Annotated in this window: 22 protein-coding genes; 8 read left to right on the forward strand and 14 right to left on the reverse strand. The window is 68.8% G+C overall.

The genetic code is table 11. The annotated features are described in order from the left end of the window. Window positions 1-48: 48 nt before the first annotated feature. Entirely contained in the window at window positions 49-957 is a 909-nt protein-coding gene (hemF, locus tag FZN60_RS02015; RefSeq protein WP_158870494.1) for an oxygen-dependent coproporphyrinogen oxidase, read from the reverse strand. Window positions 958-1,207: 250 nt separating this feature from the next. On the opposite strand from hemF, the gene FZN60_RS02020 reads away from it, so the two are divergent. The 3 genes from FZN60_RS02020 to FZN60_RS02030 are packed head-to-tail and all read left to right on the forward strand — an operon-like array spanning window position 1,208 to window position 2,027. After that, window positions 1,208-1,468, forward strand: coding sequence for a hypothetical protein (locus tag FZN60_RS02020; protein ID WP_422570204.1), 261 nt, complete (start codon window positions 1,208-1,210; stop codon window positions 1,466-1,468). A gap of 32 nt (window positions 1,469-1,500) precedes the next feature. After that, complete coding sequence (locus FZN60_RS02025; protein ID WP_158870496.1) at window positions 1,501-1,740, forward strand: transcriptional regulator; 240 nt, start codon at window positions 1,501-1,503, stop codon at window positions 1,738-1,740. Continuing rightward, complete coding sequence (locus FZN60_RS02030; protein ID WP_158870498.1) at window positions 1,737-2,027, forward strand: type II toxin-antitoxin system RelE/ParE family toxin; 291 nt, start codon at window positions 1,737-1,739, stop codon at window positions 2,025-2,027. Before FZN60_RS02025 ends, FZN60_RS02030 begins: the two co-directional genes overlap by 4 nt. On the opposite strand, the gene FZN60_RS02035 is transcribed toward FZN60_RS02030, so the two are convergent. Beyond that, window positions 1,988-2,548, reverse strand: coding sequence for a tRNA (cytidine(34)-2'-O)-methyltransferase (locus FZN60_RS02035; RefSeq protein ID WP_158870500.1), 561 nt, complete (start codon window positions 2,546-2,548; stop codon window positions 1,988-1,990). The genes FZN60_RS02030 and FZN60_RS02035 overlap by 40 nt on opposite strands. Before the next feature lie 230 nt (window positions 2,549-2,778). On the opposite strand from FZN60_RS02035, the gene FZN60_RS02040 reads away from it, so the two are divergent. From FZN60_RS02040 to FZN60_RS02060, 5 genes are all read left to right on the forward strand, one after another. Then, complete coding sequence (locus tag FZN60_RS02040) at window positions 2,779-4,653, forward strand: ABC transporter ATP-binding protein (protein WP_158870502.1); 1,875 nt, start codon at window positions 2,779-2,781, stop codon at window positions 4,651-4,653. Beyond that, the gene (locus FZN60_RS02045; RefSeq protein ID WP_158870504.1) at window positions 4,653-6,563 is read left to right on the forward strand and encodes an ABC transporter ATP-binding protein; all 1,911 of its coding nucleotides are present in this window, start codon (window positions 4,653-4,655) and stop codon (window positions 6,561-6,563) included. Before FZN60_RS02040 ends, FZN60_RS02045 begins: the two co-directional genes overlap by 1 nt. 231 nt (window positions 6,564-6,794) lie before the next feature. Next, the gene (petA, locus tag FZN60_RS02050) at window positions 6,795-7,355 is read left to right on the forward strand and encodes a ubiquinol-cytochrome c reductase iron-sulfur subunit (RefSeq protein WP_158870506.1); all 561 of its coding nucleotides are present in this window, start codon (window positions 6,795-6,797) and stop codon (window positions 7,353-7,355) included. 23 nt (window positions 7,356-7,378) lie between these two features. After that, window positions 7,379-8,692, forward strand: coding sequence for a cytochrome b (locus tag FZN60_RS02055; protein ID WP_158870508.1), 1,314 nt, complete (start codon window positions 7,379-7,381; stop codon window positions 8,690-8,692). A gap of 202 nt (window positions 8,693-8,894) precedes the next feature. Further along, window positions 8,895-9,704 carry a cytochrome c1 gene (locus FZN60_RS02060; protein ID WP_246726538.1) on the forward strand — a complete coding sequence of 270 codons (810 nt, stop codon included), beginning with the start codon at window positions 8,895-8,897 and terminating at the stop codon, window positions 9,702-9,704. Window positions 9,705-9,787: 83 nt separating this feature from the next. On the opposite strand, the gene FZN60_RS02065 is transcribed toward FZN60_RS02060, so the two are convergent. The 12 genes from FZN60_RS02065 to FZN60_RS02120 all read right to left on the reverse strand — a co-directional run bounded on the left by FZN60_RS02065 (window position 9,788) and on the right by FZN60_RS02120 (window position 19,913). Continuing rightward, window positions 9,788-10,264 carry a MaoC family dehydratase gene (locus FZN60_RS02065; RefSeq protein ID WP_158870512.1) on the reverse strand — a complete coding sequence of 159 codons (477 nt, stop codon included), beginning with the start codon at window positions 10,262-10,264 and terminating at the stop codon, window positions 9,788-9,790. After that, window positions 10,261-10,728, reverse strand: a complete 468-nt coding sequence (locus FZN60_RS02070; RefSeq protein ID WP_422570205.1) for a MaoC family dehydratase — start codon at window positions 10,726-10,728, stop codon at window positions 10,261-10,263. The genes FZN60_RS02065 and FZN60_RS02070 overlap by 4 nt, the downstream gene beginning before the upstream one ends. Window positions 10,729-10,810: 82 nt before the next feature. Further along, the gene (ychF, locus tag FZN60_RS02075; protein WP_158870516.1) at window positions 10,811-11,914 is read right to left on the reverse strand and encodes a redox-regulated ATPase YchF; all 1,104 of its coding nucleotides are present in this window, start codon (window positions 11,912-11,914) and stop codon (window positions 10,811-10,813) included. Between the two features lie 36 nt (window positions 11,915-11,950). After that, the gene (gene pth, locus FZN60_RS02080; RefSeq protein ID WP_158870518.1) at window positions 11,951-12,694 is read right to left on the reverse strand and encodes an aminoacyl-tRNA hydrolase; all 744 of its coding nucleotides are present in this window, start codon (window positions 12,692-12,694) and stop codon (window positions 11,951-11,953) included. Between the two features lie 63 nt (window positions 12,695-12,757). Then, window positions 12,758-13,429, reverse strand: coding sequence for a 50S ribosomal protein L25/general stress protein Ctc (locus FZN60_RS02085; RefSeq protein WP_158870520.1), 672 nt, complete (start codon window positions 13,427-13,429; stop codon window positions 12,758-12,760). 180 nt (window positions 13,430-13,609) lie between these two features. Further along, a complete protein-coding gene (locus FZN60_RS02090; RefSeq protein WP_158870522.1) occupies window positions 13,610-14,272 on the reverse strand; it encodes a hypothetical protein in 663 nt (220 codons plus the stop codon). A gap of 37 nt (window positions 14,273-14,309) precedes the next feature. Further along, window positions 14,310-14,588 carry a hypothetical protein gene (locus FZN60_RS02095; protein ID WP_158870524.1) on the reverse strand — a complete coding sequence of 93 codons (279 nt, stop codon included), beginning with the start codon at window positions 14,586-14,588 and terminating at the stop codon, window positions 14,310-14,312. Window positions 14,589-14,668: 80 nt separating this feature from the next. Further along, window positions 14,669-14,959 (reverse strand): curlin repeat-containing protein, encoded by a 291-nt coding sequence (locus tag FZN60_RS02100; protein ID WP_158870526.1) that lies wholly within the window; start codon window positions 14,957-14,959, stop codon window positions 14,669-14,671. Window positions 14,960-15,042: 83 nt separating this feature from the next. Further along, window positions 15,043-15,345, reverse strand: coding sequence for a curlin (locus tag FZN60_RS02105; RefSeq protein ID WP_158870528.1), 303 nt, complete (start codon window positions 15,343-15,345; stop codon window positions 15,043-15,045). 454 nt (window positions 15,346-15,799) lie between these two features. Further along, the gene (locus FZN60_RS02110; RefSeq protein ID WP_158870530.1) at window positions 15,800-17,284 is read right to left on the reverse strand and encodes an autotransporter domain-containing protein; all 1,485 of its coding nucleotides are present in this window, start codon (window positions 17,282-17,284) and stop codon (window positions 15,800-15,802) included. 122 nt (window positions 17,285-17,406) lie between these two features. Then, the gene (locus FZN60_RS02115) at window positions 17,407-18,822 is read right to left on the reverse strand and encodes an MATE family efflux transporter (protein WP_158870532.1); all 1,416 of its coding nucleotides are present in this window, start codon (window positions 18,820-18,822) and stop codon (window positions 17,407-17,409) included. 158 nt (window positions 18,823-18,980) lie between these two features. Beyond that, the gene (locus FZN60_RS02120; RefSeq protein ID WP_158870534.1) at window positions 18,981-19,913 is read right to left on the reverse strand and encodes a ribose-phosphate pyrophosphokinase; all 933 of its coding nucleotides are present in this window, start codon (window positions 19,911-19,913) and stop codon (window positions 18,981-18,983) included. Window positions 19,914-19,938: the final 25 nt, after the last annotated feature.

Raw genomic sequence — 19,938 nt, forward strand, 5'->3', positions numbered from 1 at the left:
GTGAGGATTAATAAGGAAGGTTGCCGGCTTCACAAGAGGAAGGCGCGTTCACGGCCACTTAACGATTGGTGGAAGCGAAGAGAGGATCGACGACACGTTGCCGCCGGTCTTCAGCCCGAACAGCGTGCCGCGATCGTAGAGCAGGTTGTATTCGACGTAGCGTCCGCGCCGGATCAGCTGCTCCTCGCGGTCCTCGTCGGTCCAGGGCTTGGCGGCGTTCTGCCGCACGATGTGCGGATAAACCACGAGGAAGGCCTTGCCGAGGTCGCGCGTGAAGGCGAAGTCGGCTTCCCAGCCCCCGGCCTCTTCCGCCGAATGCAGCCAGTCGTAGAACACGCCGCCGACGCCGCGCGCCTCGTTGCGATGGGGCAGGAAGAAGTATTCGTCGCACCAGGTCTTGAAGCGCTCGTAGTCGGCGATGCCGGGATGACGCTCGCAAACGAAGCGCATGGCGCGGTGGAAGGCGCGGGTGTCCGGGTCGTCCTGCGTGCGGCGCCGGTCGAGGGTCGGCGTTAGGTCCGCACCACCACCGAACCATTGCCGGCTCGTCACCACCATGCGGGTGTTCATGTGGACGGCGGGAACATTCGGATTGCGCATGTGGGCGATCAGCGAGATGCCGGAGGCCCAGAACGACGGGTCCTCGTCCGCCCCCGGGATCTGCTTGCGGAATTCGGGCGTGAACTCGCCGTAGACGGTGGAGACGTGGACGCCGACCTTCTCGAAGACACGTCCGTGCATCATCGACATGACGCCGCCGCCGCCGTTCTCTCCGCGGTTCCAGGCGGTCTGGACGAAGCGCCCGGGCTCCATCCCGTCCTCGGCTCCGAACTCGTCCTCCAGCCCTTCGAAGGCGGTGCAGATCCGGTCGCGCAGCTGCTCGAACCAGTTCCTCGCCGTCGCCTTCTTGGCGTCGATGTCCTCGGGGATGCCGAGGGGGATCTCCGGGCGTTCCATGGCGAAGCGGTCTCCTGCGGCCTGTCCTGAAACGGGACAACGATCGCGCATCCCGTGAAACCCCGAATCTAGAGCGCCATGCAAGCCCGGACGGGGGACCGGCGCGCAATCCACAAGAGGTTGGATCGGCGCCGCACGATTCGGCGCCGGCTCGGCTCGAAAACCAGGGCTCGCGCACTTATCTCTGGGGGCGAAAATCAAGGCTGCGAACAGGGTGCGGACCAGGGACGGACACGGAGGCGGCGAGGCCATGACAATGCGCATCGAACCGCCGCGCGAAGCCCTGCGTCGGCGCCTGTCGAAGACGCGCCGCGGCGCTCCCTCGACCGCGGCGCCCGACCTCTTCGTCCGGGAGACCTTCACCCTGCCGCGCGAGGCGGCGCGCTCGAAGGCGCGCGAATGGTTCGAGAGCTTTCCCAAGGCCGCCTACTGGACCAGCATCGAGAGCTGGCGCGAGCTGCCCGAGAACCGCATCGAGTTCACCATGCGGCGACTGCCGACGGCGGATTGAAGGGCGGTCGAGACCGTGAGACAATGCTGCGCATGACGACGGACAGCGCCATCTCCGAGCACCTGCGCCCGCGCTTGCAGGCCTTGACCGAGCGCATGAACCTGTCCGCCTCCGACCTCGTCGCAGATGCCCTGGAGAACGGCCGCTCGCTCGCTTGGCAGGAGCGCTTCGTCGATACGGTCGTGCGCGGAATCGAGGCCGCAGACCGCGGCGACTTCGCAGGCGAGGACGAGATCGCCGCGGTGCTCGACAAGTATCGCCCTGCCGGATGACGGTTCGCTGGACGCGGCCGGCGCTCCAAGACGTCGAGCAGATCCAGGACTTCGTCGCCAAGGATAGCCCGGTCGCCGCTCGCCGGCTTGCTCAAGCCCTGATTTCGCGCTCGACGGCCATCCTGGCAGATAACCCGTCCGCAGGCCGCGCGGGGCGAGTGGCCGATACGCGTGAGCTCGTGGTTTCCGGCACAGCCTTCATCGTCGTTTATCGGCTGCGCCAGAGCGTCGAAATCCTGGCCGTGTTTCACGGTGCGCGCGAATGGCCCGACGAGTTCTCGGCCTGATCCGATGGGTCTAGGTTGGCGGCCGTCCCGCCCCAGCGCACCTGCCGCAGCGCTTCGCCGGCCGCCATGCCGGCGGCGACGGCGAGGTTGAGCGACCGGCCGCCACCGTCCATGGGGATCAGGAGCCGGGCATCGGCGATGTCGTGGAACGCGTCGGGAACGCCGGCGCTCTCGCGGCCGAAGAGAAGGGCGTCGCCTTCCTGGAAGCGGAAGTCGGTGTAGCGCGTCGCGCCTTTCGTCGTGAACAGGACGAGGCGGCGGCCTGTGGCGTGGCGCGCCGCTTCGAAGCTCGCGAAGTCGACGTGGCGGGTCAGCGCGGCCATCTCCGCATAGTCCATGCCCGCGCGCTTCAGCGCCCGGTCGGAAAAGTCGAAGCCGGCCGGGCCGATCACCTCGACGCCGATATCGAGGCAGGCGCCGAGGCGCAGGATCGTTCCGGTGTTGCCCGCGATGTCCGGCTGGTAGAGGACGAGACCGAGCCGCGGGGCCTCGCGGGCGGTTCGAATCGGCGCGTGGTTCATCGTCGCAACTCTCCGGCGTGACCTTGGGCGAGAGGCTGCCTATATCAGGCCCCTCGGGGGATGCCGCCACACGCGAACGGTGTCGATCCTTCGCCCGTCGACCGGCCTTCCGGGCCGGCGCGGACGCGGGCCGCCGGCGCTCCGCCCCTGACCGGCGGGCGCCCAGCCCGAACTTTCGCGCGTCGCCCGCCGCGACGCATCGGCACGAACGACGCATGGATGGACCTGGCATGTTCTCGCGCTTCGAGAGGATGGTCGACGCGTTTCCGGACGACGGCGCCCGCACGCCGCCGGCCGGAAGCCTCTTGTCCTTCATCTGGTTCTATTCGCGCCCGGTCTGGCCCTTCCTCCTCGGCATGGCGGTGTTCACGATCGCCGTGTCGATCATCGAGGTGTCGCTTTTCGCCTTCCTCGGCCAGGTCGTCGACTGGCTGAGCGGCCTCGACCGCGAGACCTTCCTGCAGAACGAGGGCTGGAAGCTGGTCCTGATGGGCCTGACCATCCTCGTCCTCCTGCCCGGCCTCGTCTTCGCCGAGGGGCTCTTCACCTTCCAGGCGCTGTCGGGCAACTATCCCATGCGCTTCCGCTGGCAGGTGCATCGCTGGCTGCTCGACCAGTCGCTCGGCTTCTTCCAGGACGAGTTCGCCGGGCGCATCGCGACGAAGCTGATGCAGACCGCGCTCGCGGTGCGCGAAGCGGTGATGAAGTCGATCGACGTCCTCCTCTACGTCGCGGTCTATTTCACCGGCGTCATCGTGCTTGTCGCCAGCGCCGACTGGCGGCTCGCGCTGCCCTTCGCCGGCTGGGCGGCGCTCTACGCGCTCATGCTCTGGTACTTCATCCCTCGCTTGGGGATCGTCGCCGAGGCGCAGGCCGACGCGCGCGCCGAGATGACAGGCCGCGTCGTCGATGCCTATTCCAACATCCAGACGGTGAAGCTCTTCGCCCACACGCGGCGCGAGGCCGACTTCGCGAAAGCCAGCATGGGCGGCTTCCTGAAGACGGTCTACAGGCAGATGCGGCTTATCAACCTCTTCTTCTTCTGCCTCTACGCGCTGAACTCGCTGCTCCTGTTCGCCGTCGGCGCCCTGTCGATCACGCTCTGGCTGAACACGGCGGTCTCGATCGGCGCGATCGCCGCGGCGCTCGGCCTCGTCCTGCGCATCAACGGCATGAGCCAGTGGATCATGTGGGAGGTGTCCGCGCTCTTCGAGAACATCGGCACCATCCGCGACGGCATGGCGACCTTCACGCAGGGGCGCGCCGTCGCCGACAAGCCGGGCGCGCCGGACCTTAAGGTCGAGCGCGGCGGAATCCGCTTCGAGGCCGTCACCTTCCGCTACCGGGCCGATGGACGCCTCCTGGAGAACTTCAGCCTCGACGTGCGACCGGGCGAGAAGATCGGCCTCGTCGGCCGCTCCGGCGCCGGCAAGTCGACGCTCCTCAACCTCCTCCTGCGCTTCCACGACGTGGAGAGCGGCCGCATCCTCGTCGACGGACAGGATATTTCACAGGTCACGCAGGAGTCTCTCCGCCGGTCGATCGGCATGGTGACGCAGGACACCTCGCTCCTCCACCGCTCGATCCGCGACAACGTGCTCTACGGCCGCCCCGAGGCGAGCGAGACGGAGCTGCTCGCCGCGCTGGAGCGCGCCGAGGCCTCGAACTTCATCGCCGAGCTGTCCGACGTCGAAGGTCGGCGCGGGCTCGACGCCGAGGTCGGCGAACGCGGCGTGAAGCTCTCCGGCGGGCAGCGCCAGCGCATCGCCATCGCCCGCGTCATGCTGAAGGACGCGCCGATCCTTCTCCTCGATGAGGCGACGTCGGCGCTCGATTCCGAGGCCGAGGCGGCGATCCAGGAGAACCTCTATCGGTTGATGGAAGGCAAGACCGTGATCGCCATCGCCCATCGCCTGTCGACGCTCGCCGCCATGGACCGGCTCGTCGTCCTCGACCGCGGCCGGATCGTGGAGGAGGGGACCCATGCCGATCTCGTCGGTCGCGGCGGCCTTTACGCCGAGCTCTGGCGCCGGCAGGTCGGCGGCTTCATCGACGCGGGCGAGGACGCCGACACGCAGGCCAAGCGCATGAAGGCGGCGGAGTGATGCTGGACCGGCTGCTGAGACCCTTCGAGCGCGTTCTCGATCCCTTCGAGGACCGGATCGGCGAGGAAGCGCGCGAGCGCGAGCGCCTGACCGGCCACCTCGCGCCGCTGCCGACCACGGCGAACAGCTTCATCTGGTACTTCGCCCGCCAGGCCAAGTGGCCGCTCCTCGGCGTGCTGGTGATCGGCGGGCTCGCGGCCATGGTCGACGCGGCGATGTTCACCGGGGTCGGCTGGATCGTCGATGCGCTGGAGCATTCGACGCCCGAGACCCTTTTCGCCGAGCACGGCGCGCTGCTCTTCGGGCTCGCGGCTCTGACCCTCGTCGGCCGGGCGGTGGTGCTCGTCGCCTCCTCGATCCTCGAGGAGCAGGTGATCGCGCCGAGCTTCTACAACCGCATCCGCTGGCAGAGCTACCGCCGGCTGATGGACCAGCCCTACACGTTCTTCCAGAACGATTTTGCCGGACGCCTCGCCACGAAGGTCCAGCAGATCGGCCAGGCGACCGGCGACTTCATCATCACGACGCTTCAGACCTTCTGGAGCTTCGTCGCCTTCGTTCTCCTCACCGTCACCATCCTCGGCGCGATCGACTGGCGCATGGCCGTGGTGCTGGCGTTCTGGACGCTCGGCTACGCCTGGATCGTCTACGCGCTGCTGCCGCAGATCCGGCAGTACGGGCGCGAGCGGGCCAATGCCAATTCGGTCTGGACGGGGCGGGTCGTTGACTCGTTCACCAACATCCTGTCGGTCAAGCTGTTCGATGCGACGCGAGCCGAGGATGCCTTCGTGAAGGAGGGCTTCTCGTCCTATGTCGAGGCGGTCTGGCGCGTGTCGCGGGCGCTGACGGGCGTGCGCGGCGCGACGGCGATCCTCAACGGCATCCTGATCACCGGCGTCGGCGTCGTCGCCGTTCTCGGCTGGCAGGCCGGCACGACGTCTTCCGGCGCCGTCGCGACGGCGCTCGGGCTCGTGCTGCGCCTCAACCAGATGAGCGGCTGGATGATGTTCAACATCAACGGCCTCGTACGCAACTACGGCACGATCCAGGACGCGGTCGCGACGATCTCCGTGCGGCCCGCCCTGATCGACCGGCTGGACGCGACGGATCTCGTCGCCCCGCGCGGCGAGGTGCGCTTCGAGGACGTCACCTTCCACTACGGCAAGGGCGCGGGCGTCATCGAGAACCTGTCGCTCCACATCCGTCCCGGCGAGAAGATCGGCCTCGTCGGGCGCTCGGGCGCCGGCAAGACGACGCTGGTGAACCTGCTGCTCCGCCTCTACGACGTCGAAGGCGGCCGCATCACGATCGACGGCCAGGACATCGCCGCGGTCACGCAGACCTCGCTTCGCTCGGCCATCGGCGTCGTGACGCAGGACACCTCGCTCCTTCACCGATCGATCCGCGACAACATCCGCTACGGGCGCGAAGACGCCGACGAGGCGGCGATCGAATCGGCCGCGCGCCGGGCCGACGCGCTGGCCTTCATCGCCGGGCTCAAGGACCCCAAGGACCGCACCGGCTTCGAGGCCCATGTCGGCGAACGCGGCGTTAAGCTCTCCGGCGGGCAGCGCCAGCGCATCGCCATCGCCCGCGTCCTCCTCAAGGATGCGCCGATCCTCGTTCTCGACGAGGCGACGAGCGCCCTTGATTCGGAAGTCGAGGCGGCGATCCAGGAAAACCTCCAGGAAATGATGCAGGGCAAGACGGTGATCGCCATCGCGCACCGCCTCTCCACCATCGCCTCGCTCGACCGGCTGATCGTCTTGGATGCCGGCCGGATCGTGGAGCAGGGGACGCATGCCGAGCTGATCGCCCGGGGCGGACTCTACGCCGACCTGTGGCATCGCCAGTCCGGCGGATTTATTGGAGCCGGCGACAAAAAGAATCGCGTGGCGGCCGCCGAGTGAGGCCAGACCTCGCCGATCTGCAGCGAGGCTTGTGCAAGGCGGCGACACGTTGACCCTTGGAGCGCTTCCAATCTGGACAAGATCGAGGCAGGCAGCTTAATAGCCCCTGCGCCGAGGGGAGGCGTGCGTCATCGCTTGGCCGTGCGTCCCATCCCTTGTCGCCGCGCTTCGAATCCGCAACAACGATTCCAAACAAAAGCGCGTGTCCGATTTCAAGGAGTGGCCAGCCCCGTGAGCGTCAACGAATCCGCCGAGCCGACCCGCCGGGACTTCCTCTACATCGCGACCGGCGCGGCGGGCGCCGTCGGTGCGGCAGCCGCGGTCTGGCCCTTCATCGACCAGATGAACCCCGACGCGGGCACGCTCGCCCTTGCCCAGGTCGACGTCGACATCTCCCAGGTCGCCGAGGGGCAGTCGATCACCGCCAAGTGGCGCGGCAAGCCGATCTTCATCCGCCAGCGCACCGCCGCCGAGATCGAAGAAGCCAAGACCGTCGACCTCGGCGCTCTGAAGGACCCGCTGGCGCGCAACGCCAACCTGCCGGCCGACGCCCAGGCCACCGACGCCAATCGCGCCGTGGACGGCCGCGAAGCCTGGCTCGTGATGGTGGGCGTCTGCACCCATCTGGGCTGCGTGCCGCTCGGCCAGTCCGGCGACTTCGACGGCTGGTACTGCCCCTGCCACGGCTCGCACTACGACACGGCCGGCCGCATCCGTCAGGGGCCGGCGCCGGAGAACATGGCGATCCCGGCCCTCGAATTCGTCAACGACACCACCGTGCGCATCGGCTGAGGTAAGGGAGCACTCCGAATACTATGGCTGGTCACTCCACCTACGTTCCCTCCAACGGCGTGATGCGCTGGCTCGATGCCCGCCTGCCGTTGCCGCGCCTGGTCTACGATTCCTTCGTGGCCTATCCGGTCCCGCGGAACCTCAACTACGCCTACACCTTCGGCGGCATCCTGGCGCTGTTCCTGGTGATCCAGATCGCCACCGGCGTCGTGCTCGCCATGCACTACGCCGCCTCGACGGAGCTCGCCTTCCAGTCGGTCGAGCGCATCATGCGCGACGTCAACTGGGGCTGGCTGCTGCGCTACATGCACGCCAACGGCGCGTCGTTCTTCTTCATCGCCGTCTACTGCCACATCTTCCGCAACCTCTACTACGGCTCCTACAAGCAGCCGCGCGAGGTGCTGTGGATCCTCGGCGTAGTCATCTTCCTCCTGATGATGGGCACGGCCTTCATGGGCTACGTCCTGCCCTGGGGCCAGATGTCCTTCTGGGGCGCGACGGTGATCACCGGCCTGTTCTCGCCGATCCCGGTGGTCGGCCCGGCGATCCAGACGCTGCTGCTCGGTGGCTTCGCCGTCGACAACGCGACGCTCAACCGCTTCTTCGCGCTGCACTACCTCCTGCCCTTCATGATCGCGGGCGTGGTTATCCTCCACGTCTGGGCACTCCACGTGACGGGCCAGACCAACCCGACGGGCGTCGAGGTCAAGTCGTCGAAGGACACCGTCCCCTTCACCCCGCACGCCACGGTGAAGGACGGGCTCGCGATGATCGTGTTCCTCGCGGTCTTCGCCTACTTCGTCTTCTACATGCCGAACTTCCTCGGCCACCCGGACAACTACGTCCCGGCGAACCCGCTGCAGACGCCCGCCCACATCGTTCCGGAATGGTACTTCCTGCCCTTCTACGCGATGCTGCGCGCCATCACCTTCGACATCGGCCCGATCGATTCCAAGCTCGGCGGCGTCCTGGTGATGTTCGGCTCGATCATCATCCTGTTCTTCCTGCCCTGGCTCGACACGAGCCGGGTGCGCTCCACCGCCTTCCGCCCGGTCTACAAGATCTTCTTCTGGATCTTCGTCGCCAACGCGGTGTTCCTCGGCTGGCTCGGATCGAAGCCGGCGGAGGGCATCTACCCGACGCTGTCGCTGATCGGCGCCATCTACTACTTCGCCCACTTCCTGATCATCCTGCCGGTGCTCGGCCTCGTCGAGACCCCGCGCAAGCTGCCGAACTCGATCTCGGAAGCCGTTCTCGGGCCGGATCGCGGCATCGGCACGGGAACCGGCAAGGGTGCACCGGCGGCTCCCGCCGCCTCGGCCCCCTCGCAGCACTGACAAGCAGGACTCGGAGTTGCCTGACATGAGACACCTGCTTCCCGCCCTCCTGCTCGCGGGTTCGCTGCTGACGACGGGCGCCGCCCTCGCGCAGGAGGCCGGCGCGCCGCCGGCCCCCGCGCCGGCGGCTCCGGCCAGCGCGCCGGAACAGCCCTCCGCACCCGAGGCCGCGGCCGGCGAGGCCGTCGCCCACGGCGAGCCGATGGCGCCCGGCGCGACCGACGAGGCCGCCCACGAACAGGGCGGAACGCCGCACTACCCGCTGATCAAGCCGGCCGAGCTCGACTGGACCTTCGCCGGGCCCTTCGGGCACTACGACCTCGGCCAGCTTCAGCGCGGCCTCAAGGTGTACCGGGAGGTCTGCTCGGCCTGCCACTCGATGAACCTCGTTTCCTTCCGGAACCTCGAGGGGCTCGGCTATTCCGACGAGCAGGTCCGCTCCTTCGCCGCCGAGTTCCAGGTCGAGGACGGCCCGAACGCCTCGGGCGAGATGTTCATGCGGCCGGGCATCCCGTCCGACCGCTTCCCCTCGCCCTTCCCGAACCCGGAAGCGGCGGCGGCGGCGAACAACGGCGCGCATCCGCCGGACTTCTCGCTTCTCGCCAAGGCGCGCTTCGCGACCCAGGGTTTCCCGAAGTTCGTTTTCGACATCTTCACCCAATATGCCGAGGGCGGGCCGGACTACATCCACGCCCTTCTCACCGGCTACGGGCAGGAGCCCCCGGCGCACATCACGATCCAGCCGGGCACCCACTACAACCCGTACTTCATGAACGGTCCCGCGCTCGCCATGGCGCAGCCGATCATGGACGATCAGGTCGAGTACACCGACGGCACGCCCCAGACCGTCGACCAGTACTCGCGCGACGTCGCCGCCTTCATGATGTGGGCCGCCGAGCCGCACCTGCCGGAGCGCAAGGCGACGGGCATGGTCGTCATGGTCTTCCTGATCGGCTTCGCGATCATGGTCGGCATCGTCAAGCGCCGCGTCTGGGCCGACACGCCGCACTGATCGGCGCGGCCTTCAAAGAACGAGACATGAAAAAGGGGCCGAAAGGCCCCTTTTTCGCGACCGCCGTCCGGGCGCCGGTGTCGTCAGTTTGTCCCGACAAAGGCGCTGCCCTTGAAGCCGAAGACGTCCTCGCCGCGCTGGTTCGTGGCCGACACGTCGAAGGACACCACGCCCCAGCCGGCACGGGATTCGGACACGCGCTTGCCCGACACGCGCTGGCGGTAGGTGACGGTGTCGCCGGCATAGACCGGCGTCGGCCAGCGCAGGTCGCGGAAGCCGGGGGAGGGGCCGATCAGCGGCATCGGATTGCCCTCGGCCGCGAAGGCGGCGACGCGGCGGCCGAGATATTCGACGTTGAGCCGCATGAAGACGGCCGCCGTGTGCCAGCCGGAGGCGCAGAGACCGCCGAGCACCGAGCGCGTCGCCGCCGCCTCGTCCAGATGAAAGGGCTGCGGGTCGAACTGCGCGGCGAAGCGCTTGATCGCGTCCGCATCGAAGGTGTGGCTGCCGAGCTCCTGCTCCTCGCCCTCGACGATCCGATCCCAGAAGCGCCCGCTCATGCCGCCTGCTCCGCGGCGGCTTCGCGCGTCAGGAGGATCACCGTGTATTCGCTGGCGAGCACCGTCTCGCCGCGATCGTTGACGAGGTCAGCCGCGAGCTTGGCGAGGCCGATCGTCGGGCGGCTGGCGGAACGGCGGGAGGACAGGACGCGGACCGTGCCGCTCAAGGTGTCGCCCGGCCGCACCGGGCGCAGCCATTTGACGAAGTCGATGCCGGGCGAGCCCTGGCTCGTCGAATCGTTGAGGAAGCCGTCCGCCATCATGCGCATCATCATCGCGCAGGTGTGCCAGCCCGACGCCGAGAGGCCGCCCAGCATGGATTTGGCCGCGGCAGCCTCGTCGAGGTGGAAGGGCTGCGGATCGAATTCGGAGGCGAAGGCGATCACCTCCTCCTTCGTCACGCGGTATGGCGGCAGGGGAAACGCCACCCCTTCTGTGAAGTCCTCGAACGCGCGCTTGGCCATCATCCGCTCCGGCTGTTTCGCCGGCCAAGATAGCGCCGGCGCCCCCGCCGGCAAAAGGGCGACGACGGACCGAGGTGGGTCCTCAGACGTTGAACTTGAAGAGCATGACGTCGCCGTCGGCGACGACGTATTCCTTGCCCTCGTCGCGCGCCTTGCCGGCTTCCTTCGCCGCGACCTCGCCGCCGAGGCCGATGAAGTCGTCATAGGCGATGGTCTGGGCGCGGATGAAGCCGCGCTCGAAGTCGGTGTGGATGACGCCGGCGGCCTGCGGCGCCTTGGCGCCGCGCTTCACCGTCCAGGCGCGAGCCTCCTTCGGACCGGCGGTGAAGTAGGTGATGAGGTCAAGGAGGCCGTAGCCGGCCCGAATCAGGCGATCGAGGCCCGGCTCGGTCAGGCCCATGGCGTCGAGGTACTCGCCGACCTCCTCGTCGGGAAGCTGGGCGATCTCGGCCTCGATCGCGGCGGAGATGACGACGGTGCGCGCGCCCTGGCGCTCGGCCATGGCCTCGACGGCGCGGGAGTGCTCGTTGCCGCTCGCCGCGTCCTCTTCCGCGACGTTGCACACGTAGAGCACCGGCTTGGAGGTGAGGAGCGCGAGGCCGCGGAGCACCGCGCGCTCTTCCGCGTCGAGCGAGGGCAGGAGGACGCGGGCCGGCTCGCCGTTCTGGAGCTTGGCGAGGGCCGCCTCCATGACCGGCAGCTGGGCCATGGACTCCTTGTCCTTGCCCTGGGCGCGCTTCCTCGTGTTGACGATGCGGCGCTCGAGGCTTTCGAGGTCGGAGAGCATCAGCTCGGTCTCGACCGTTTCGGCGTCGGCCACGGGGTCGATGCGGCCCTCGACATGGGTGATGTCGTCGTTCTCGAAGCAGCGCAGGACGTGGACGATCGCGTCCACCTCGCGGATGTTGGCGAGGAACTGGTTGCCGAGGCCTTCGCCCTTCGAGGCGCCGCGCACGAGGCCGGCGATGTCGACGAAGGTGATGCGGGTCGGCACGACGTTGGCGGATTTCGCGATCTTCGCGATCTCGCGCAGGCGCGCATCCGGCACCGGCACGTCACCGGTGTTCGGCTCGATCGTGCAGAAGGGATAGTTCGCCGCGGCCGCGGCCGCCGTCTTGGTGAGGGCGTTGAAGAGAGTCGACTTGCCGACGTTCGGCAGGCCGACGATGCCGCATCTGAAACCCATGAGATCCGTCCGTGTTCGATGTCGCGGCGAGGCCGCTCAGTCCGCTCCGCCGCCGAGGAGCTTCTTCAGCATGGCGGCCATCGGCCCGCTCGCCGGAAGCGCCGGCTTCGGACCGGAATTGCTTCGTGCCTGGCGGATGTGGCTCTGCCCGGCGGGCTTCTTCTCGCCGCCGCCCGGCGCCTTGCCCTTGGCGCCCGCCGGCTCCTCGGAGCCGCCGAGGGCGAGGCTGACGCGGTTCATGAAAAGGGCGTCCTCGCCCTTCACCAGCGCGTCGGCATTGCGCGCGACGGCATTGAAGAGCGTCTCCAGCCATTCGCCGTCGACCTTGGCGAAATCGCCGAGGACGTAAGGGGACACGAGGTCCTTGTTGCCGGGATGGCCGATGCCCAGCCGCACCCGGCGATAGTCCCTGGTGCCGAGATGGGCGTCGATCGAGCGCAGGCCGTTGTGTCCGCCGTGCCCGCCGCCCGTCTTCACCCGCACCTTGGCGGGTGGCAAGTCGAGCTCGTCGTGGAGAACGATGATGTCGGCGGGCTCGATCTTGAAGAAGCGCGCGGCCTCGCCGACCGAGCGGCCCGATTCGTTCATGAAGGTCTGCGGCTTCATCAGGAGCGCCTTGACGCCCGCGATCTGGCCTTCGGCGATCTCGGCCGAGAACTTCTTCGTCCAGGGGCCGAAACTGTGCGCCCGCGCGATCTCGTCGACCGCCATGAAGCCGATATTGTGCCGGTTTCCGGCATAGCGGGGGCCGGGATTGCCCAATCCTGCGATCAGCAACATGCCGCCCGGCCTCCGTGCGTCGGGGAATGCGGGCGCCCGAAGCGGATCGGGCGCCCTGGTCGATCAGTCGTCCGACTTCTTCGGCTCGTCGTCGGCCACGTCCTGCTCAGTCGCCTCGACGGCATCGGCCGCGGGCGCCTCACCGGCCTCTTCCTCTTCGGTGAGGACGTCGGGGGCGGCGATCGTGGCGACGGTGAAGGCGCGGTCCTGGATCGTGAACTCGACGCCCTTCGGCAGCTTGATCGCGTCCGAATGGATGCTGTCGCCGATCGACAGGCCCGTGAGGTCCACGGTGAAGGCGTCCGGAATGGAGCCCGCCGGAGCTTCGACCTCGACCGTGTGGCGCACGATGTTCAGGACGCCGCCGTCGCGCTTGAGACCTGGGGCCTCGTCCTCGTTGGTGAAGTGCACGGGCACCTCGACCGTCACGCGGGTCGACTCGGACACGCGGAGGTAATCGACGTGGATCAGGAAGTCGCGGACGGGGTCGAGCTGGTAGTCCTTCGGGAGGACCTTGATCTGCTGGCCGCCGACTTCGATCGTCGCGACCGTGGTCAGGAAGCCGCCCGCGTGGAGCTTGAGGAAGGTTTCCTTGTAGGGGACGGCGATCGACTGGGGTTCCTGCTTGCCGCCGTAGATAACGGCCGGCACCATGCCGTTGCGGCGCAGATGTCTGGCGGCCCCCTTGCCGACCTTCTCGCGCGCCTCGGCCTTGACCGTGTAGGTCTCGCTCATGGCTGAAGTCCTTGTTGTTCGTTCGAGGTGGTCGAGACCGGCTCGTCCGGAAACGACGAAAAGCGGCCCCGATGGGACCGCTTCTTCCGCGCTGCCTCCAAGGGTGTCCGCGCGGACCGCCGGCCTATAGCGGCAACGGGGCGCAGGCGCAAGACGAGCGGCCCGCCGGCCGCGCCCGCCTCATTCGGTGGCTTGGCGCACGATGGTGTTCAGCGAGCGCGCCGCGCCGAGGTCGCGGCCGGTCTCGCGCCGGACGTCGGCGTCGAGCGCTTGCAGCCGCCGCTGCGGATCCATGCGCCGCTCCAGCGCCTGCGCCGAATCGCTGCGCCGCTCGGGAGCGGGCGCCGGCTTGGGCGTCGGTGTCGGAGTGCCCGAGGCGCGGGACGAGCCGGATGCGCCGGAGCCCGGCTTGGCGCTCGCCCCGTCGTCCTTGCAGGCCTCGATGCCGGCCGCCGCACCCGCAGCGACCGCGCCGCGGCCGCGCTCCCTCGCGGCGGAGCCGGATGCGGAGGAGCCGGGCTTGGCGTCGCCGGCGGCTTCGTCCGGGTCGCAGCCGAGGGCGGCCGCGGCCTCGTCCTTCATGTCGTCGAGGGAGCGGCCCGCGCTCTCGCCGGCCTTGCCGCCGGACGCGCCGCCCGAACCTTGCGTGATCGTCGCCGAGCTGTTGCCCGACTGGCGGGTGATGGTCTGGGAGCCGTTCGTGCTGCGGGTGACGGTGCTGGAGCCGTTCGGCCCGCTCTGGGTGATCGTCGCCTTGGACGATCCGCTGTTCTGGGCCATGGCGAAGCCGCCGGCGCAGGCGAGGGCGACCGCCGAAGCGGCGGAAAGCATGAAGCGTCGCATCCTTCTCCTCCTTTGGCACCGGGGCGAGGGCGCGAGATCAGCGGTCGATCGCCGCGCCCGCCTCGCCCCGCATGGAATTCAGCATGCGGTCGGCGTCGGCGCCCGACGCCTCCCGGGCGGCCGCGCCGTCTCCGCCGCCCGACTGGCGGACGATCGTCTGGGAGCCGCTGCTGCTCCGCGTCACGGTCTCGCCGTTCTGGGTGATGGTGGCCGTGTTTCCGGACGCGCCGCCGCGGGCTTCGGTGTCGTTGCAGCCGCTCAGGATCGGGGCGCCCAGAAGAAGGAGCGCGAAGGCGGTGGGTAGGGAACGCCGCATGGTCGTATCCTCGTCATCGCTGTTCCGGAGCCGCCGGGCCCCAGGGGAGAGGTCCGGCGGTCGAGAGCGTGAAGTGCCGGTCAGTTGCCGGGTACGCTTGGGGCCTGACCCTGGACGGTCCGGGCCGTGTTGTTGGAGCCGGTCTGCGAGACCCCGACGCTGTTGTTGCGCCCGGCCTGCACGCAGCCCGCGACGTTGTAGTCGGAGCTCTGGGTGATGGTCGCCGAATTGTTCCGGTCGGCCTGCACGCAGCCTTGAACGTCGGCCGTGGGCGGTTGGGTCCCGCTCAGGCGGCCGCGGGTCTGATCGGCGAGAGCTGCCGGCGCGCTGGCGAGGAGCGCGGCGAGGCAGATGAGGCTAGTCGTCCGCATCGAACCAATCCTTGTTGTCGGTTGCAAGCCCGCCGGTACGGGGCGGGCGGTCCGGGCGCGCGGGGGCGCGCCCGGACGCGGCGTCAGCAGCGGCCGCGCTGGGTCTGGCCGACGCCCGCGGAGTTCACGCTGTTCGTGCCGCCCTGGCCGACGGCGGCGACGTTGCGGCAGCCTTCCTGGTCGGTGACGGCGAGGTTGTCCGAGTTGCGGCCCGACTGCACGGTGAGCGCGTCGTTGTTCTGGCCGCGCTGCGAGGTGACGCCCGTGTTGAGGCTGTTTTCGCCACCCTGGACGATGGTCGAGGTGTTGGACTGCGCGAAGCTCGTGGCGGGCACGAAGGCGGCAGCGAGGGCGGCGGCGAGAACGGTCGACTTCAGAATAGACATAGAGATTGTCCTCCGGAAAGTTCTGATGAGCGCTCCATGCAGGGAGCTTTTGTTTCGGCTTTACTCTGCACGCGCTGGACGATAAGGCCGCTGCGTCGTCTGATCAATGTCAGGTGACGTAAGGTGCGGTGCCGTGGATATTGATGCCACCAACCTGAATCGCACATGAATGGGCCGTTCATTCGCGCGAGAAGCCCGGTTCGACAAGGCTTTGGCCCGTCTGCCTAGAGCAGCCGAGGGTCGACGCAAGTCTTCGCGACATGCGACGCGAGTAACGTCCGCACGAGACGCGTCTCGCCCGAAGTCAATTCGGCAAGCCTATGATTTCGCGGGACAATCGGCGCCGGTCGAACGCCATGCATGGGCGGCTTCGCGAAAACCGCGGCCTGGCCTCGTGATCACGAATATGTGTCCGGTCGCCGGGCCGATTTCCCGGCGGCGCGAGCCGGCGCGTTCAGAAACCCTTGCGCAGGGCTCCACCGATCCGCCAGCTGTCGCGTTCCTCGCTCCAGCGGCCGCCGGCCGAGAGGTCGAGCGAAACGTCGTTGGCGAAGCCGATGCTCGCCTGGCCGGCGAGGCTGAGATAGTCGACGTCGCCCATCGCCTCGACGGGCGTCCAGGCGCCGACGCCGGGCGCGAAGGCGAATTCGGTGCGCTGCGCAGAGAAGTCGTCGTCGGCAAAATCGCGCTCGTAGGACACGTCGAGGATGCCCCGCAGGGTGTAGGCGGAGGCCGCGTGGTCGAAGCCGAAGCGGGCGCCGACGAGAGCCATGCGGGCTTCCGACGACTGGCCGCCGATCGCGGTCTGGGCGAGGAGGGCGTCGCCCGATTCCGAGTAGCCGTCGACCTCCGAGCGGATGTGCGAGTAGCCGACGATCGGGCCGGCATCAAACGTGCCGAGGTCGAAGAGGTAGCCGGCCCGCAGGGCGCCGCCATAGGTGTCGCCGTCCGGGTCCGCGCCGACCGAGCCGCCGCCGAAGCCGGCGCGCTCGATCTCGATCTCGTCGCGCAGGTAGAAGCCGAGACCGGTGACGAAGAAGCCCTCGCGGCGGAAGTCGCCGTAGAGCGCGCCGCCGTAGGAGTCGACGTCGATGTCGGCGAAGCCGTCGCCCACATCGGCGTCGGTGCGGGCGTAGCGCAGGGCGATGCCGCCGGTGAACTCGGGCGTGATGGGCATCTCGGCGCCCAGCGTGACGCCGGTCGTGTCGTGGTCGAAGCCGATGGCGCCGAGGCGGCCGTCCTGGTGGCCGTCGGCGTAGTCGATCTTGGCATAAAGGCTGAAGGTGCCGCAGGCGGCCTCCGGCGGCGCCTTCAGGTCGAGGGGCGCCGTGCAGGCGCCGGCCTGCTCGCGCGTCCGGTCGAAGAGGCTGTCGACGAAGGCGATGCCGCCGAGCTCGGTCACTTCGGCCGGGGCGCGCACCGTTTCCGGCGCGTAGAGGAAGTTCGTCGCCAGCCGGCGCGCGTCGGTCGCGGAGAGAACCGGACCGCCCCCGTTGCTCTGGATGGTGCCGCCCTCGTTGACCGCGCCGTCCTGATCGAGGAGGCCGTCATTGTTGATGCCGGTCTGGACGATGAAGCCGCTGTTGGTGCCGCCGCGCTGCTCGATCGTCGCGACGGGGTCGCCCGTGGTCTGGAGGATCAGGGCGCGGTTGAAGGCGCCGGTCTGATCGATCTCGGCGACCGGATCGGTGCCGGTCTGGACCACGACGCCGCGATTGTAGAAGCCCGTCTGGCCGACGAAGATATCGGATGCGGCGCTGCCGGACACGGCGCCGGCGACGTTGAGGTCGCCCGCCTGAACGACGTCGACGAAGCCGAAGGCGTTCGCCGTCACCGGGTCGAAGCCTTGGCCCGTCGTCACGAACGCGTCCTGCGCCATCGCCGGCAGGGCGGTTCCGCAAAGGAGAGCGAGGGCGGCGGGGAGGAGCTTCGGGGTCATCGGGTTGCCTTCAACTGTCGTCGCACGGGCAAGATGCGGCGCGCCGGCCGGCGCCGCCATCCCGAAACCTCGCGATGCCGACGATTGCGCGCCGGGTGTGTTCGAAGCGCTGCGCCCCGGCCTCAGCCGAGGCGCCGGTCGAGAAGACCCAGCCGTTCGCGGAAGGCGAAGCGCAGGAGCAGCATGGCCGCGACGGCCGCGAGCCCGCAGGCGAGGCCGAGCCAGATGCCGACCCCTTCCAGCCCGAGCGGGAAGCCGAGGACGTAGCCGAGCGGCAGGCCGATGGCCCAGTAGCCGCAGATCGCCGCGACCATCGGCCAGGCCGTGTCGCCGAGGCCCCGAAGCGCCGAGGCGGACACGACCTGCGCCCCGTCGGCAAGAGCGAAGAGGGCGGCCACCGAGAGATAGGAGACCCCGAGCGCCAGCGGGCGCTCGATCGCCGCCGCGTCGCCGTGGAGGAACACGCCGACCAGCAAGGCCGGCACCGCGAGGAAGAGGAGAGCGGTCGTCGACATGAAGCCCATGCCGAGGCCGATCGAGGTCCAGCCCGCGCGCCCGACGCCCGCCCGGTCGCCCTGGCCCTGAGCCAGGCCGACGCGCACCGTCGTCGCCTGGCCGAGGCCAAGCGGCACCATGAAGGCGAGCGCCGCCCATTGCAGCGCCGCGGCATGGCCGGCGAGCGCTTCCGTGCCGAGCCAGCCCATCATCACGGCGGCGCCGGCGAACATGCCGGTCTCAGCCGCGAGCGTTGCGCCGATCGGCACGCCGATGGCGAGGATGCGCCGGAGTCGCGGCCAGTCCGGCTTCCAGAAGCGCACGAAAAGGCCGTAGCGGCGGTAGCGGCGGCGGGACTGGATCGCGAGAAGCGAGAGCGCGAACATCGCCGCGTTGGTGACCGCCGAGGCGATCCCGGCGCCGAAGAGGCCGAACTGCGGCAGACCGAAGGGGCCGAGAACGAGGAGCCAGAGGCCGAGGACGTTGAGGCCGATGCAGAAGACGGTGATGGCGAAGATCGTGCCGGTGTGGCCGTGCGCGGCGAGAAACGAGCGCGTCACGATGAACAGGAGCGAGGGCAGGATCAGGAAGACGCCCGACGACAGGAAGTCGCCGACGAGCGCCGCCGTTTCCGGTTCCTGACCCGTCTTCAGGAGCACCGTCTCGATGGACAGGACGAGCGGCAGGAGCACGGCGAAGGCGATCCCCGAGGCCCAGAAGCCCTGGCGGAAGGAGCGGCGCACGGAGCGCAGGTCGCGCTTGCCCAGCGCCTGCGCGATCATCGGCGCGCAGGCCGTCGCGATGCCCACGCCGAACAGGAGAAACGGGTGGAGCACGGCGACGGCGAGGGTCGCGGCGGCGAGCTCGCGGGGCCCGAGCCGGCCGATCATCACGACGTCGGTGGTGAGGATCAGCATCTGCGCGAGCTGCGCGGCGATCAGCGGCCAGGCGATGCGCAGCGTCGAGCCGAGCTCGGCGCGCCAAAGGATCCGGGGCGCGGCGGCCAGGGGGGCGGAGGCCGGGCTCGTCTGGGAAAGGCTCATGGCGCGGGTTCGCTCGAAGCTTCGCCGCGCCGATGGAAATGCCGACGAAATCGGGCGCGGATAGGCCCGTCCTGTCGGCCCTGCCGCTTTACTGGTCAAATGAATTGTTCTGATGCCGGCGATGAACGCCGTCGATCAGTTGGTCGGCGACGAGCCGGTCAATCGAAGAGGCTGGAGACCGATTCTTCCGAGGCCGTGCGGGCGATCGCCTCGCCGAGGAGGTTGGCGGTGGTGATGATGCGGATGTTGGGGGCCGAGCGGATGGCGGCGGTCGGCTGAATCGAGTCGGTGATCACCAGCTCCTTGAGGCTGGAGGAGGAGATGCGCGCCACCGCGCCGCCCGACAGGACCCCGTGGGTGATGTAGGCCGAGGCGGATACGGCGCCGGCGGCGATCAGCGCGTCGGCGGCGTTGCACAGCGTGCCGCCGGAATCGATGATGTCGTCGATCAGCAGGCAGTGCCGGCCGGCGACCTCGCCGATGATGTTCATGACCTCGGACTCGCCCGGCCGGTCGCGGCGCTTGTCGACGATGGCGAGCTGGGCGTCGATGCGCTTGGCCAGCGCGCGGGCGCGCACCACGCCGCCGACGTCCGGCGAGACCACGACGACGTTCTTCCAGTCCTGGAAGGCCTTCACGTCCCGCGCGATCAGCGGGGCGGAGAAGAGGTTGTCGGTCGGGATGTCGAAGAAGCCCTGGATCTGCCCGGCATGGAGGTCGAGCGTCATGACGCGATCGGCGCCCGCCTCGGTGATGATGTTGGCGACGAGCTTGGCCGAGATCGGCGTGCGCCCGCCCGCCTTCCGATCCTGACGGGCATAGCCGAAATAAGGGAGCACCGCCGTGATGCGCCGCGCCGACGCGCGCCGCAGCGCGTCGATCATGATCAGGAGCTCCATCAGGTGATCGTTCGCCGGATAGGAGGTCGACTGCATGACGAAGACGTCCTCGCCGCGGACGTTCTCCTGGATCTCGACGAAGATTTCCTGGTCGGCGAAGCGGCGGACCATGGCCTGGGCGAGGGGCAACTCGAGGTAGCGCGCGATGTCTTCGGCAAGGGGACGGTTCGAATTGCCGGCAAACAGTTTCATCGCTCTCGCTCAAGGCTCGTTGTCG

It is taken from the genome of Antarcticirhabdus aurantiaca (assembly GCF_009765365.1).
GTDB classification, from domain to species: domain Bacteria; phylum Pseudomonadota; class Alphaproteobacteria; order Rhizobiales; family Rhizobiaceae; genus Antarcticirhabdus; species Antarcticirhabdus aurantiaca.